At 59.2% G+C, this 14,590-nt stretch carries 13 protein-coding genes; 7 read left to right on the top strand and 6 right to left on the bottom strand.

Going from position 1 to position 14,590, the window contains the following annotated elements; all coding sequences use genetic code 11:
* Positions 1–75: 75 nt before the first annotated feature.
* Entirely contained in the window at positions 76–888 is an 813-nt protein-coding gene (locus DI396_RS00380; protein ID WP_110794199.1) for a metallophosphoesterase family protein, read from the top strand.
* Here DI396_RS00380 and DI396_RS00375 read toward each other — a convergent pair.
* From DI396_RS00375 to DI396_RS16505, 3 genes are read right to left on the bottom strand one after another with little or no spacing between them, the layout of a single operon-like run.
* Positions 867–1,799, bottom strand: coding sequence for a site-specific tyrosine recombinase XerD (locus DI396_RS00375; protein WP_110794198.1), 933 nt, complete (start codon positions 1,797–1,799; stop codon positions 867–869). The genes DI396_RS00380 and DI396_RS00375 overlap by 22 nt on opposite strands.
* Complete coding sequence (locus DI396_RS00370; RefSeq protein WP_235851688.1) at positions 1,796–3,370, bottom strand: hypothetical protein; 1,575 nt, start codon at positions 3,368–3,370, stop codon at positions 1,796–1,798. Before DI396_RS00370 ends, DI396_RS00375 begins: the two co-directional genes overlap by 4 nt.
* Complete coding sequence (locus DI396_RS16505) at positions 3,360–3,509, bottom strand: hypothetical protein (protein ID WP_204362764.1); 150 nt, start codon at positions 3,507–3,509, stop codon at positions 3,360–3,362. The genes DI396_RS00370 and DI396_RS16505 overlap by 11 nt, the downstream gene beginning before the upstream one ends.
* 121 nt (positions 3,510–3,630) lie before the next feature.
* Between DI396_RS16505 and DI396_RS00365 the strand changes: the two genes are divergently transcribed.
* Both DI396_RS00365 and aroB read left to right on the top strand, forming a co-directional pair.
* Positions 3,631–4,179, top strand: a complete 549-nt coding sequence (locus DI396_RS00365) for a shikimate kinase (protein ID WP_110794197.1) — start codon at positions 3,631–3,633, stop codon at positions 4,177–4,179.
* An 8-nt stretch (positions 4,180–4,187) separates the two neighbouring features.
* Complete coding sequence (gene aroB, locus DI396_RS00360; RefSeq protein WP_110794781.1) at positions 4,188–5,300, top strand: 3-dehydroquinate synthase; 1,113 nt, start codon at positions 4,188–4,190, stop codon at positions 5,298–5,300.
* A 93-nt stretch (positions 5,301–5,393) separates the two neighbouring features.
* Here aroB and tyrS read toward each other — a convergent pair whose 3' ends face one another.
* Entirely contained in the window at positions 5,394–6,647 is a 1,254-nt protein-coding gene (tyrS, locus tag DI396_RS00355) for a tyrosine--tRNA ligase (protein WP_110794196.1), read from the bottom strand.
* Positions 6,648–6,692: 45 nt separating this feature from the next.
* Between tyrS and DI396_RS00350 the strand changes: the two genes are divergently transcribed.
* On the top strand, positions 6,693–7,802 hold the full coding sequence (locus DI396_RS00350; protein ID WP_235851687.1) for an anhydro-N-acetylmuramic acid kinase: 1,110 nt from the start codon (positions 6,693–6,695) through the stop codon (positions 7,800–7,802).
* A 106-nt stretch (positions 7,803–7,908) separates the two neighbouring features.
* Here DI396_RS00350 and DI396_RS00345 read toward each other — a convergent pair whose 3' ends face one another.
* Positions 7,909–8,871 (bottom strand): radical SAM protein, encoded by a 963-nt coding sequence (locus DI396_RS00345; RefSeq protein WP_407936286.1) that lies wholly within the window; start codon positions 8,869–8,871, stop codon positions 7,909–7,911.
* A gap of 289 nt (positions 8,872–9,160) precedes the next feature.
* On the opposite strand from DI396_RS00345, the gene zwf reads away from it, so the two are divergent.
* The 3 genes from zwf to pgi are packed head-to-tail and all read left to right on the top strand — an operon-like array spanning position 9,161 to position 12,962.
* Positions 9,161–10,624: a glucose-6-phosphate dehydrogenase gene (gene zwf / locus DI396_RS00340; RefSeq protein WP_110794194.1), complete on the top strand. Its 1,464-nt coding sequence runs from the start codon at positions 9,161–9,163 to the stop codon at positions 10,622–10,624.
* Positions 10,621–11,292, top strand: a complete 672-nt coding sequence (gene pgl, locus DI396_RS00335) for a 6-phosphogluconolactonase (RefSeq protein ID WP_110794193.1) — start codon at positions 10,621–10,623, stop codon at positions 11,290–11,292. Before zwf ends, pgl begins: the two co-directional genes overlap by 4 nt.
* A 59-nt stretch (positions 11,293–11,351) precedes the next feature.
* On the top strand, positions 11,352–12,962 hold the full coding sequence (gene pgi / locus DI396_RS00330; RefSeq protein WP_110794192.1) for a glucose-6-phosphate isomerase: 1,611 nt from the start codon (positions 11,352–11,354) through the stop codon (positions 12,960–12,962).
* Between the two features lie 97 nt (positions 12,963–13,059).
* Here pgi and DI396_RS00325 read toward each other — a convergent pair whose 3' ends face one another.
* Positions 13,060–14,406: a sensor histidine kinase gene (locus DI396_RS00325; RefSeq protein WP_162617113.1), complete on the bottom strand. Its 1,347-nt coding sequence runs from the start codon at positions 14,404–14,406 to the stop codon at positions 13,060–13,062.
* Between the last annotated feature and the right edge of the window lie 184 nt (positions 14,407–14,590).

Raw genomic sequence — 14,590 nt, 5'->3', positions numbered from 1 at the left:
CTGCTTTTCCCGTTAGTCTTTCATTGGTTATGGGCTGCGGCGCGCCTGCGTTCAAGGCGCGGTTGGGAGAAGAACATGAAAATCGCGGATTGGGGCCGGTTGAACGGCGAGGTGGTGGTTTTTGGGGGGCCATATTCCAATCGTCAGGCGGTCGAGGCCCTGCGCGCCCGAACCTGCGATGCGGCGCATCATATTTGCACCGGCGATGTCGTCGCCTATTGTGCCGATCCCTGCGGCACGCTTGACGTGGTCCGCACCCTAGGCGCGCGCGTAATTGCGGGCAACTGCGAGAGGCAATTGGCCAGCGGCGCGGCAGATTGCGGATGCGGATTTGAGGACGGTACGGCCTGTGATTTGCTTTCGGCGAACTGGTTCGGCTATGCCTCTGCCGCCATCGATGCGCAGGCCCGTGCGTGGATGGCGGATCTGCCGGATTGGGCGGTGTTTACCCATGCGGCCCGGCGATATGTGGTGGTGCATGGCGCTGCGACGGATGTGGCGCGCTTTATCTGGGGTTCCACTGTGGACGCAGAATTTAAAAATGAAATCAATATAATAGAGGAAGAGGTTGGCCCCGTTGATGTCGTAATCAGCGGCCACTCCGGTATCGGGTTCGAAAAACAGGTTGGGTCTCATCACTGGATCAACGCCGGTGTCATCGGCATGCCGCCCCATGATGGGCGGGCGCAAACCGAATATGTCCGGCTCTCGGAACAAGGGGCGGTGTCGTTTCATCGGTTGGACTATGATGCGCCGGCGGCCGCAGCGCAGATGCGGGCCGCAGGCCTGCCGGAGGGATATGCGCAGGCGCTCACATCCGGATGGTGGCCGTCAGAGGATGTATTGCCCGCCGCGTTGCGCCGGACTCACTCCTTGGCCAGGGGATGATGCTCCAACACCAGTTCCTTCAACCGTGCGTCCAGGACATGGGTATAAATTTCCGTGGTGGCGACATCGGCGTGCCCCAATAGCGTTTGGATCGCCCGCAAATCGGCACCATTGGCCAGCAGATGCGTGGCAAAGGCATGGCGCAATGTGTGCGGTGTGACCTTTTCCGGCGCCACCCCGCCCAGCACGGCCAATTCCTTGATCAACGTATAGAACCGCACGCGGGTCAAATGCCCGGTCTTGCCCCGCGACGGAAATAGGAACTTTGACGGAGGGGTGCCTTTTTCAATCCGTGCGCTGTCTTCAATCGCGTCGCGCAGGACCAACCATTCGACCATGGCCTCCCGTGCAGGTGGCGACAACGGCACCATGCGTTCCTTGCCGCCCTTACCGCGTACCAAAAGCATCCTCGGGTCGCCGCGCGCGGCAGATACCGGTAGCGACACCAATTCGGTCACGCGCATCCCGGTGGCATAGAGCAGCTCCATCAAAGCGGTGCAGCGCAGTCGGGATTGCGGCGTTTTGCCGTAGCTCTTGGCCGCCGTCAAAAGCGCATCCACCTCTTCAATTGATAATATTTTGGGAAGGCGCTGCGCCTTGGGCGGGCCTTTGATCAACAAGGCCGGATTGTCGCCGCGCAGCCGTTCCTCATAGGTGAAACGATAGAGCTGTTTGATCGACGAAAGACGCCGCGCGCGGGTGGATTGCGCCAATCCCTGCGCTTCGCAATAAATCAGATACTCTTCGATCACCGGACGGGTCAGGTCGGCCAAATCGTGATCATGGGCCGCGCACCATTCGGCGAAGTCTTTGAGGTCACGGGCATAGGCCAATTGGGTGTTGTCTGCCGCGCCCAATTCGGCGGCCTGCGCCTCGATAAAGGCGGAAATCCAATGCAATGCGGCGCTCATCCTTGCCGGTCCAACAGGATCATTTGCAATCCGGCGCGGCGCGCTGTGGCTTCCAATCCGACCGCGCGGAAGGTGGCGAGCGCTTCGGTGATGGCTTGGGTGTCGCCGCCGCTGGCCTCTGATAGAATCTTGACCGCGCGCAAAATTGCTTCGCCAAGACGCCGTTGGCGCAACAAGGATGTGATCGCAGCGGGCGGGCGGGCCTGCGGGGCAAAGGCGGCGGTGATGGCCTCGGCGCGGGGGCTATGGGGATCGCGCGGCGTGCCCATGGCCAATGTGGTTAAAAACCGGTCGGCGCGGGTCACGGGGCGGGCAGATTGCGCCGCCGTTTCATAGTCTTGCGACAACAGCGCAATATGATAGGCCAAAGCGCGCGGCGTCCCGCTGAGCGGTAATTTATAAAGCTCGGCGCCGTAGAGATCGGCAAAAGCAATTTCGAGCCGCGCTGCACGCATGGCCGCCCAGACATCGGGCAGGGTCTTGGCGATATCCGAGACATCGCGCCGGGCAAAGGCCGCATCGAACCGTTGAAAGGCTGCAACGCGGTCCCATACCCCGCCCGAGGCGGCAGGTTGGCGCGCGGTATAATATCCCTGAAGCCGGTTGGCGGCGAGAGCGCCGCTGCGGGTCAGCCGTTCGGCCGCTTCCAGTTCCGATTTCCATCCCGAGGTGTCGCGCAGGTCGCCCATGGCGAACGCACGCGGCAGGTTGCCCGTCGGCAGCGGCGCGCCGACCGCTTCGAAGAGCCGGTAGGTCAGCGCCGAGGGCCGCGCCGGTGGTGGCAAATCCTGCCCCTCGGATGTGGTGTCAGGGTGAAGGAATTGCTCCAGAAGTCTGCTGTCGCTGGATGAAATCAAATTCAGAGCCCGCGCCGTGTCGAGAGTGAGGGCTGCCGTTTCCCAATCGCCGGTCCGGGCGGTGCAAAACACCTGCGCCGCATAAGAAGGCGACAGCGCCGGACGGGCCAAAAGCGCTGCACAGGCTTCGTCTTCGGCGCCGGTCAAAAGCGTAATATCGAACCACCGTGCAAACAGCGGTGCGGTATCCGCCCCGGCACGGTCGATCAAAGCCGCCGCAGGTTCAACGGCGCCAAATTCGATCAAGGCGTCAATCCGTGCCAGTAAAAGCGCACTGTCGTTGCCGGCGTCTGCGGGCGCATTCGCTTCAGCCAGAAGCAACGTATAGAGCAAATCTTGTAAGGCGGGAAGGCGCGGGGCCTTTTGGGTGCGGAGCAAGGCGACCAATGCATGGCTGGTCGAGTTTTGCCATAGGTCTTGTGGCAACCCGGTCATTGCGGTTGGCAACAGCCCCACGGCGTCGGGCTTTGGCGCATCAAGCGGGGCGACCGATACGTCGGGCACGGTGGCGTCATGGCTGACCGGAGGCTCATCGGCAAGGGGGAGCTGCCCGGGGCCGAGAAGCGGTGGGTGCACCACCGGCAAGCGCGCCGCGCCGAGCCAGTCAATCGCAGATAAGGGCGTTTCGGCCTGCGCCGGGGCGCCAAATGTCCCAGCGGTGATCACCGCAGCCGCACCGGCCAAACAGATCAATGAATGGGTTCTAATTGGCATCAAGCACCACGGGTGTGCGAATCTCGGTCGGCGCAGGGGCAAAATCAGCCCCGAAGAACGGCGCGAGATAGGCATAGGCGATGAGGGCAATAAAGCCCAGGAAACTCAAGAAGAACAAGTATTTGAGAATGCGAAACATGATTGACCTGCCCATTTTTTGCGTCTTTTAAACAAGTTATAACTGGCCTTTTGGCGAAGATCACGTCATTCAGGCGCAAATTGAGGAATTTGGCAGGGGAGCGCCGATTGCGGCGCAGGGCATGAGCGAGCAATTGAGAAAAACCGTTGTTCTCGTGGGGATGATGGGCGCGGGTAAAACCGCCGTTGGCAAGGCTCTGGCCGCAAAGCTCGGCGTGCCGTTCATTGATTCCGATGCCGAGATCGAGCGCGCTGCCAATATGAGCATTGCCGAAATATTCGCCCGCGATGGAGAGGCGTTCTTCCGCAAGAAAGAAACTCAAGTGATCGAGCGGCTTTTGGATGGCGGACGCTGTATCCTGTCCACCGGCGGCGGGGCGTTTTTGGCCCAAAACAATCGGGAAATGATCTCCGAGCGCGGAGTTTCGGTCTGGCTCAATGCCGATCTCGATTTGCTTTGGAGCCGGGTGCGGCACAAGCAAACGCGCCCCTTGCTGCGCACCGCCAATCCCTATGCCACATTGAGCGAGATTTTCGAGGCCCGCGTGCCGATCTATGCGCAGGCCGATATCGAAGTGCATGCCGATGCGGCCTATTCGATCGAGGAAATGGCAAACCGTGTTTTACGCGCGATCAGCGCCCGCCATGACGTATTGGAGACAACCGAATGACCGAGGAATTGCGCGAACTGGTGCATGTGGATTTGGGCGACCGCTCCTATGATATCCATATTGGCACGGGTCTTGTTGACGCCGCAGGCGCGTTTATCGCGCCGCTGTTGCGCCGTCCGCGCGTGGCGGTGGTGTCCGACGAAAATGTGGCGGCGTTGCATTTGGAGGCGCTGCGCGCAGGCCTCGGGGCTGGCGGCGTCGACATGGTCTCATTGGTGTTGCCAGCGGGGGAAAGCACCAAAAGCTGGCCGCATTTTACCCGCACGGTCGAATGGCTATTGGAGCAAAAGGTCGAGCGCGGCGATATCGTGGTGGCCTTTGGCGGCGGGGTGATTGGCGATTTGGTTGGCTTTGCGGCTGCGGTTTTGCGGCGCGGCGTGCGGTTCGTGCAAATCCCGACCTCATTGCTCGCGCAGGTCGACAGTTCAGTGGGCGGCAAAACCGGCATCAACGCACCGCAGGGCAAAAACCTTATCGGTGCCTTCCATCAACCTAGTCTGGTTTTGGCCGATACCGGCATTTTGGGCACGTTGACCGAGCGGGATTTTCTTGCCGGTTATGGCGAGGTGGTGAAATACGGGCTGTTGGGCGACGCGGCGTTTTTCGAGTGGCTCGAGGCCAACGCCCCCAAGGCTGCCGCCGGAGACATGGCGGCGCGGATTTATGCGGTGAAACGCTCGGTGCAGATGAAGGCCGGGATTGTGCAACGCGACGAAACAGAGCAGGGCGAGCGCGCCTTGCTCAACCTTGGCCACACGTTTTGCCACGCGTTGGAATCGGCGACCGGATATGGCGACCGTTTGCTGCACGGCGAGGGCGTGGCAATCGGTTGTGCATTGGCATTTGAACTTTCGGCGCGCATGGGCCTGTGCAGTCAAGAAGACCCAAGCCGGTTGCGCGCGCATCTGCGCGAGATGAAGATGAAGGTGGATCTGTCTGATATCAGTGGCGAATTGCCGGATGCGGATGGTTTGCTCGGACTGATGGCACAGGACAAAAAGGTTGTGGATGGGCAGTTGCGGTTCATTTTGGCGCGCGGCATCGGTGACAGCTTTGTCAGCGCGGATGTTGATCCGGCCCTGGTGCGCGAGATTTTGGCAGAGGCGCTAAAGGGACGGTAGCGTCATCGCCATTGCCGGCCAAGTCGGGCCCGCGCCCGAACCGGGGCAGGCGCAATCACACCCCCCCCTCGTGTTCGGACACCGTGCCCGAAATCACCCGTCAAGCTTTACCAAAGCATGGCGTTTCTTGCCCGCCGACAATTTCACCGGCGTGGCCAAAGCTGCCGCATCAACCATCAATCCGGCATCCGTCAAAGGCGCATCGTCGATCTTTGCGCCGTTCTCTGCGATCAATCGTTTGGCGTCCTTACCCGATTTTGCCAGACCCGATTTCACCAAGAGTTGCACGATGGAAATGCCATCGCCCAGATCTGCGGCGCTCAATGTGACGGTGGGCAAATCATCGCCAACGCCGCCTTTTTCAAACACTTCGCGGGCCGTGGATTCGGCCGCCGCCGCCGCCTCTGCACCATGGCATAGGGTCGTGACTTCATTGGCCAAAACCACTTTGGCCTCGTTGATCTCGGAGCCTTCCAGCGCGCCCAAGCGATCGCATTCCTCGATCGGCAACTCTGTATAAAGCTTCAAGAACCGGCCAACATCGGCATCCGTGGTGTTGCGCCAGAATTGCCAGAACTCATAGGGCGAGAGCATATCCGCGTTGAGCCAGATCGCGCCATTGGCCGATTTCCCCATCTTTTTGCCATCCGATGTGGTAAGCAAAGGTGTGGTCAGCCCGTAAATCTCGTGGTCCAACACGCGGCGGGTCAAATCGATGCCGTTGACGATATTGCCCCATTGATCCGAGCCGCCAAACTGCACCAAACAGCCATAACGGCGGTTCAGTTCAAGAAAGTCATAGGCTTGCAAAATCATGTAGTTGAACTCGAGGAAGCTCAAAGATTGCTCACGGTCCAAACGTGATTTCACGCTTTCGAACGACAGCATCCGGTTGACTGAAAAATGCCGCCCGATGTCGCGCAGGAAATCAAGGTAATTGAGTTCGTCCAACCATTCGGCATTGTTGCGCATGAGCGCCCCGGTGGGCGCATCAGAATACTCGATGTATTTGGCGAAAACCTTTTTGATCCCGTCGATATTGTCGTCGATCTGCGCAGGCGTCAAAAGCGGGCGCTCGTCGGCGCGAAAGCTCGGATCGCCCACCTTTGTGGTGCCGCCGCCCATTAAGGTGATCGGTTGATGACCGGTTTTTTGCAGCCAACGCAATGTCATGATCTGGATCAACGACCCGACGTGCAATGATTTCGCCGTGGCATCAAACCCGATATATCCCGGCACAACCCCATTCATCAGCGCCTCGTCGAGGCCTTGATAATCGGTGCAATCGGCCAAAAAGCCGCGCTCGATCATCACACGCATGAATTCCGATTTGGGGTGGTAGGTCATCGCTCTTGTCCCGCTTGTGTTTGCGCGGCATGTATAGGCGGGCAAATGGCAAAGGAAAAGACCATGTTGAAGGGCGGAGCAATCACGGCGCTTGGAGCGATGTCGGGCACGTCGTTGGACGGGGTCGACGCGGCGATGATAATCACCGATGGCAGCCGGATAGAGAGCTTTGGCGAGACGGCATATCGTTCATATTCCGATGCCGAGCGCAGCACCCTGCGCGCCGCTTTGGGAAAGTGGGACGGACCGGAGGTCGATGCCGCAACGGACATCATCATGCAAGCGCATCTTGATCTGTTGACCGGCTTCAAAGACGCACAGATCATCGGCTTTCATGGCCAAACCCTCGCTCATGACCCGCGCGGCCGCGGCACCTTGCAAATCGGCGATGGCGCGGCTCTCGCCACGGCGCTCAATACGCCCGTGGTCTGGGATTTTCGCACCTGCGATGTGCAGTTGGGCGGCGAAGGCGCGCCGCTGGCTCCCTATTTCCACTTTGCCTGCGCCAAATATATCAAAGCCACCGAACCGCTTTGCTTCCTCAATCTCGGCGGCGTCGGCAACATCACATGGGTCGACCCCGCCAAATCCGGCCCTGAAGTCGCGGGCGCGCTCCTCGCTTTTGATACCGGCCCCGCCAATGCCCCCATCAACGATCTGATGCAGCGCCGGTTTGGCAAGCCCTATGACAAAAACGGCGCATTGGCGCGCGGCGGCACTGTTGCGATGGGCGCGCTGGAGCTGCTGCTCGACGAGCCTTACTTTGCGCGCATCCCTCCGAAATCTCTGGATCGCAACGCCTTTCCCGACATGATGGATCTGGTGGCCGAGCTGTCCGATGAAGACGCCGCCGCCACCTTTACCGGCATCTGCGCCGCCGCCGTGGCCCGGGGGATGGAACATTGCCCGATCCCGCCCGCCCGCGTCCTCGTCACCGGCGGCGGGCGGCATAATCCGGTGCTGATGCAAATGCTGGCGGTCTCGCTCGATTGCCCCGTGATGCCTGTCGAAGAAGTCGGACTCGACGGCGATATGCTCGAAGCCCAAGCCTTTGCCCATCTGGCGGTGCGCGTTGCGCGCGGCCTGCCGACATCGGGGCCGTCAACGACAGGGGTGCGCGCTCTTGTCGGCGGCGGCGAAATCAGCCGTCCCTAACACGAAAGGGCAGTGGTTTTAAAGAGCCGCCCCCTTTCTGCTTTCCCTAAATATTCCCGCCGGAGGCTCCTGAAATGCCTACGCGCGCGGTGGCTGCCGATGTGCGTTAGACCGAACAAGCCGCGCCGCCCAATACGCAAAATTTTGCACAATGCGGATGGTTGAGCGCGACGTCGCGCTCCGCCTCGGCCAATGTCTCGCCCAATTCAAACTCCGGTTCATAGGCGAGCAGGGTGCAGGCCAGAACCGCAGGCCGCGCGGCGCCTTTGCGTTTGACCACCATGCGCGACGAGGAACACATCACCTCCGATTGTGATTTGCCAAGGATGCCCCAACATTGCGTGGTGATCTCGGGCACTTCGGCGGTCATATCCATTTCAGGGAAAAGCACCAAAGCCGCCGGATCTGCGGTTTCGATGTCATAGCCGCGTTCTGCGAAAACCTGTGCATATCCGCTGCGGGCCTCGGCGTCGCTTTCAAACCATGCGGATCGCCCGGCAACGGCCATCTTGATCCCCTGATCGCGGAGCCAATCCATACCGTTCAGGCTGCGCGCAAAGGCGCCTTTGCCGCGCTCTTTATCGTGCGCGGCCTCCTGCCAATGATCCAATGAAATCCGCAAGGTCAAAAGATCGCCAAATTCCGCCTGCAGCGCCTCAAGCCCCGCGCGCATGCCTTTGCGCATCATCGGCAGCATCGCATTGGTCAGCACAAGAACCCGATATCCGCGCGACAACCCTTCGCGCATCATTTCGATGATCTGCGGGTTCATGAACGGCTCGCCGCCGGTGAATGCCACCTCTTCGAGCGGCCAGTTGCGATCGGCGGCCTGATCCAGATAATCCGCCACCTCGGCGGCAGTCATATAGACCAGCGCGTCATTGGTCGGAGAGCTATCGATATAGCAATTTGCGCAGGTGATATTGCACAGGGTGCCGGTGTTGAACCACAAGGTTTTTGCACCCGCGAGCGCCACGGTCGCCCGCGCCTCGCCTTTGGCGGTAAGGGCCGGATCTGTGAATTTCCCGTCATTGGCCGCGCCATGAATGGCCCGATTGTTGGTCTGCATGGCGTGATCTTTCATCGGGTCTGTGTTCCGTTCTGCTCTGGATCTTCAGGGGCTTGGATTTCAATGAAGCTAACGAAGCCGGTCACATGGATAAACCCCCCGTAAAAGTGCAGCACGCCATTGTGAACGGGTGCAACCGTGCTAGACTTTATCAAACCCGCTGGGTATGAAATGGCAACTGGCATCGGTTAGCGCTAACATACGTGCCGAATGCCTCCCGTAACCCTTCCGGCTGTGTGCTGGCAAAGTCCCTTGCCAGCTTCCGAGCAGCATAGAACAGGATGTCAAAATGGTTTCGCGTGTTATTCCGGTGGATGAATTTGATCTGGTGATTTTTGGCGGAACGGGGGATCTGGCGCGCCGCAAGATCTTGCCGGCCCTGTTTCGGCGGTTTTGCGCGGGGCAAATGGAACCGGGCGCGCGGATCATCGGCGCGGCACGATCCGAGATGGACGATGACGGATATCGTAATTTTGTCCGCGAGGCTCTGCGCGAATTTGGCACCGGACGATCCTGCGAAGAGGGCACTTTAGACGGGTTTTGCGAAACCCTAAGCTATGTCACCGTCGATGCGCGCGGCACGCAGGGATGGAAAGAGCTGGCCGCGAAGATGAAAATCGGCGTGGTGCGGGCGTTTTACTTCTCTGTCGGGCCGAGCCTGTTTGGCGATCTGGCCGAACGGTTGCATCAATATGGCATGGCCGACGCCGACAGCCGCATCGTGGTTGAAAAACCCTTTGGCCGCGATCTGGCCACGGCGCGGGCGCTCAACCATACGCTGGCGCTGCATTTCGATGAAGGTCAGATTTACCGCATCGACCACTACCTTGGTAAAGAAACCGTGCAAAATCTCATGGCGGTGCGGTTCGGAAACATGTTGTTCGAACCGCTATGGAACGCGCAATATGTCGATCACATTCAGATCACCGTGGCCGAAACCGTCGGTGTCGGGGGGCGCGGCGAATATTACGATCGTTCGGGCGCGATGCGCGATATGATCCAGAACCATTTGATGCAATTGCTGTGCCTGATTGCGATGGAGCCACCGGCGAAATTCGATCCGGATGCGGTGCGCGACGAGAAACTCAAAGTCATCCGTGCGCTTGATCCGGTGCCGCCCGAGGATATTGTGCGCGGTCAATATCTTGCTGAACCCGATGATCCGGAAAAACCCGGTTATCTGGAGCATGTTGACAACCCGCGCTCCAAAACCGAAAGCTTCATCGCCATGCGTCTTGCGATCAGCAATTGGCGTTGGAAGGGCACGCCGTTTTATTTGCGCACCGGCAAGCGGCTTCGCGGGCGGACCTCGGAAATCGCCGTGGTCTTCAAAGACACGCCGCATTCGATTTTCGGCCCCGAAGCGGGCCGCCATCGCAACATTTTGACCATTCGGTTGCAACCCAATGAAGGCATGGAATTGGGGGTCACGATCAAGGAGCCGGGGCCGGGGGGCATGCGTTTGATCGATGTGCCACTTGATATGTCCTTTGCCGAAGCATTGGGGCCGGACGCCGAAGAGGTGCCCGATGCCTATGAGCGGCTGATTATGGATGTGGTGCGCGGCAATCAAACCTTGTTCATGCGCGGCGACGAAGTCGAAGCGGCCTGGGCCTGGACCGATCCGCTTATTGACGGATGGGAGGCGCGGGGCGACGCGCCCGAACCCTACGAAAGCGGCAGCTCCGGTCCCGAGGACGCCTTGATGTTGATGCACCGTGACGGACGCCGGTGGCGGGAGATAAGAGCATGAATTTCAAAAAATATTCCGATGATGAAATGATGATGATTGATTTGGCGCAGAACCTTGCAGGGGAGTTGCGCCAAGCTTTGAAACAAAGAGAGCGCGTGCTGTTGGTGGTGCCCGGCGGCACCACACCGGGGCCGGTGTTCGATGCGCTTTCAAGCGTCGATCTCGATTGGGGTCGGGTCGATGTGATGCTCTCTGATGAGCGTTGGGTGCCTGAAGTGCATCTGCGCTCCAACACCCGGCTTTTGCGCGAACGCCTGCTTGTCGGGCGTGCGGCGGCGGCGCGCTATATTCCGCTTTATGCCCGTGCCGACACCCCTGAAGAGGTCTTGCCGCAGATCGAGGCGGGCATTGCGCCGGCGCTGCCGATTTCGGTTCTGTTGCTCGGCATGGGCGCCGATATGCACACGGCCTCCATCTTTCCCGAAGCCGACCTTCTGGAAGAGGCGTTGCGTAGCGATGCACCGATTCTTTTGCCGATGCGTGCACCGGGGGCGATGGAGCCGCGCATCACCCTCTCGGCGCGGGTTTTGTCCGAGGCGATGAATATACATATTGTGATCACCGGATCGCAAAAACGCGCGGCAATCGAGCGCGCTGCGAAAATGCGCCCACAAGATGCGCCGGTCGCGGCGATTTTGGATGGCGCCACCGTGCATTGGGCGCCCTGATCTTTTAATATTCTGACGAAAATGATTTTTTAACTGAAGTGATAATCACGGAGACTTCGATGACCCCTTGGGACAGGCTTTCGACATTGGCCGAGACGGCGCAAGGCCAGAGCATTCTTGACCTGTTTACGCAGGAGGGGCGTGCGGCAGAATTCTCGGCGCGGTTCGGGGATATGCTGTTTGATTATTCCAAAACCCAAATTGACACAAAGACCCGCGCCGCCTTGCTTGATCTTGCCCGCGAGGCCGGTGTCGAATCCCGGCGTGCTGCCATGTTCAGTGGCGAGAAAATCAACGAAACCGAAGGTCGCGCGGTGCTGCATACGGCGCTGCGCGCAGGGCCGGAGGCCAGAGTTTTGGTAGACGGCGTCGATGTCATGCCCGGGGTGCGCAAGACCCGCGCCGCAATGGCGCGGTTCGCGGAAGATCTGCGCAGCGGCGCATTCATGGGGCAGGGCGGCGCGATCACCGATGTGGTCAATATCGGCATCGGCGGTTCGGACCTTGGTCCGGTCATGGCGGTGCTGGCTTTGGCGCCGTATCATGATGGGCCAAAGGTGCATTTCGTTTCGAATGTCGACGGGGCGCATATCCATGACACATTGCAACATCTCGACCCGACAACGACCTTGGTGATTGTGGCATCGAAAACCTTCACCACCATCGAGACCATGACCAATGCCGAAACCGCGCGAAAATGGATGGCCACACAGGTCACTGATACCGGAGCCCAATTCGCGGCCTTGTCGTCCAACACCGAGGCAACACAAGAGTGGGGCATCGCCCAAAACCGTGTGTTCGGATTCGAAGATTGGGTCGGCGGGCGCTATTCCCTTTGGGGGCCGATCGGATTGTCGATCATGCTCGCCGTCGGAGCCGATAATTTCGATGCGTTCTTGCAAGGCGCGGCCGAGATGGACGCACATTTTTGCACCGTACCTTTGCACGATAACGTGCCGGTGATGTTGGCTTTGGTCGGCATATGGCATGCCCAAATCCAGGGCCACGCCAGCCGCGCGGTTCTGCCCTATGACCAGCGTTTGCTGCGGCTTCCCGCCTATTTGCAGCAATTGGAAATGGAGAGCAACGGCAAGCGCGTGTCGATGGATGGCGCGGATTTGGCCCGTGATAGCGGTCCGATTGTTTGGGGCGAACCGGGCACCAACGGGCAACATGCCTTCTACCAATTGATCCACCAAGGCACCCGCACTGTGCCCTGTGAATTTCTGGTTGCGGCCAAGGGGCACGAACCCGATTTGGCCCATCATCATGCGCTTTTGGTGGCCAATTGTCTGGCGCAATCCGAAGCCCTGATGCGCGGTCGGTCCTTGGACGAAGCGCGTAGCAGTATGGCGGCAAAAGGTTTGGCAGGCCCTGAATTGGAGCGGCAAGCCCGCCATCGGGTGTTCCCCGGCAACCGGCCCTCGACCACCTTGATCTATCCGCAGTTGACGCCGCGCACTTTGGGTCAAATCATCGCGCTCTATGAGCACCGCGTTTTCGTCGAAGGTATAATCCTCGGGATTAATTCCTATGACCAATGGGGGGTCGAATTGGGTAAGGAATTGGCCACTAAGTTGGGGCCGGTTCTCGCAGGAGAGACCGGCGCAGACGACAAAGACGGATCGACCCGTGCTTTGATCGAATATGTGCAGTCTAACCGCAGTTAAGCTATTTCTCTGAAACCGGAAGCATTGCGCTCAATCTTGAGGTTAAACAAACCCTTGGGAAAATTGTGCTGCGCGCGACCTTCCCAAAGGCGGCACTTCATTCCGCCCGTGTTAACGGCAAGAACAACTCGACCAATGCCCCGCCTTCCGAGGGGTTGCTGACCCTGAGCGCACCGCCGGATTGTTCGGCAAACCCCTGTGCCATGGCCAAACCCAACCCCGATCCCCGACCCAGAGGTTTGGTGGTGTAGAAGGGTTCACAAATATGCGGCAAAACATCGGCGGGAATACCCGGCCCGGTGTCGAGCAAGGCCAGACGCAGGTAATTGCCGGCGCGAATTTCCGAAGCCGCGGGCGCGGCGCGGCTGGCTGGCATTGCCATTGGTGCACAAGACAAGGTGATTTCGCCCGCGATAGGGCGCCCGTCGATGTCACATTGTTCGACAATCGCATCGGCGGCGTTCCGCACCAGATTGGTCAAAACCATTTCCAAGGTCTGCACGTCCACCTTCAGCGGCGGCGGATTGTCGGAAACCTCAAGACGCAGAGCGATCTCTTCGGGCAAATTCCGCCCCATCATTGCGACAAAATCGGTCACAAAGGCGCCGGTGGCGATGTGCTGCGGGCGCAAGATGGCCTTTCCGCTATAGGTCAAAAGCTGCTGCGTCAGATTGGCGGCCCGCGCGGTGGCAGCCTGTGCTTCTTGCATGATGCGGTGTTTTTCTACCGGATCGGTCACCTCGTCATATAGATCGAGATTGCCGCGCATTGCGGTGAGTATATTATTGAAATCATGCGCAAATGCGCCAGTCAGCCGCCCCACTGCCTCCATCTCGCGGTTGCGCATCAACCTTTGCTCTGCGACTTCGATGGCTTGTGACCGCTTATACGCGCGCCATTGCGATGTGATGAAATAGGTGACGACAGAAAACAGGCAGGCCACCAAGACCGCCAATGTGGGCCCGTCCTGATACGTGATGATAAGGGTCAGCACCATGAAGATATAGATCGAAGCAATGGCGAGGCTGTCGACGATCGTGACCCACAGGATTTTTTGCGGACGTGCGAGACTGTGCAGGCCATATCCGATCAACCCCGAAGTCGCCGCGAATTGCAGAACAAAATTTTCATGAAGCCATAGGTAGATGATCATTGCGATATAGATTGAGGTGCCGGACAGCAAACCAACAATCCGGCGCCACAGGGGCAAGACACCCTTCGTCGCGCGATTGCGCACCAAACTGGCCTGATAGGCGCCATTGACGATGATATAAAGCGCGGACCACAACAGCGGCAGGTAAGACGCGGTTGCCCATCCAATCGTGATCCCCGCGAGCAAAATCAACGCGAAGCGGTGCACGACTTCATAGCTATGCGAAGGCAACAAACCGCGATAGCGCAGAGCAGGGCCATTTTTACCCGGCGCATTGTTTGGGGTCTTCATTCGGCGGAACTTGATCATATCTCAACATTAGCAGGTATAAAAAATCGCGTCTTGCAGTTTCCACGGCACGCGGCGATATCCGCCACGTCTGCACCATAGATGTGTGCCTTGCGGCAAAATGTGGCATTCACCCCATGCTAGGACAAAATATGGAAAACGCGCCGGCACCCCACGGGATACGGCG

It is taken from the genome of Litorivita pollutaquae, assembly GCF_003205515.1.
Lineage (GTDB): Bacteria > Pseudomonadota > Alphaproteobacteria > Rhodobacterales > Rhodobacteraceae > Litorivita > Litorivita pollutaquae.
The sequence above is the reverse complement of the archived record's forward strand: the minus strand, read 5'-3'. Positions and strand labels throughout refer to the sequence as shown.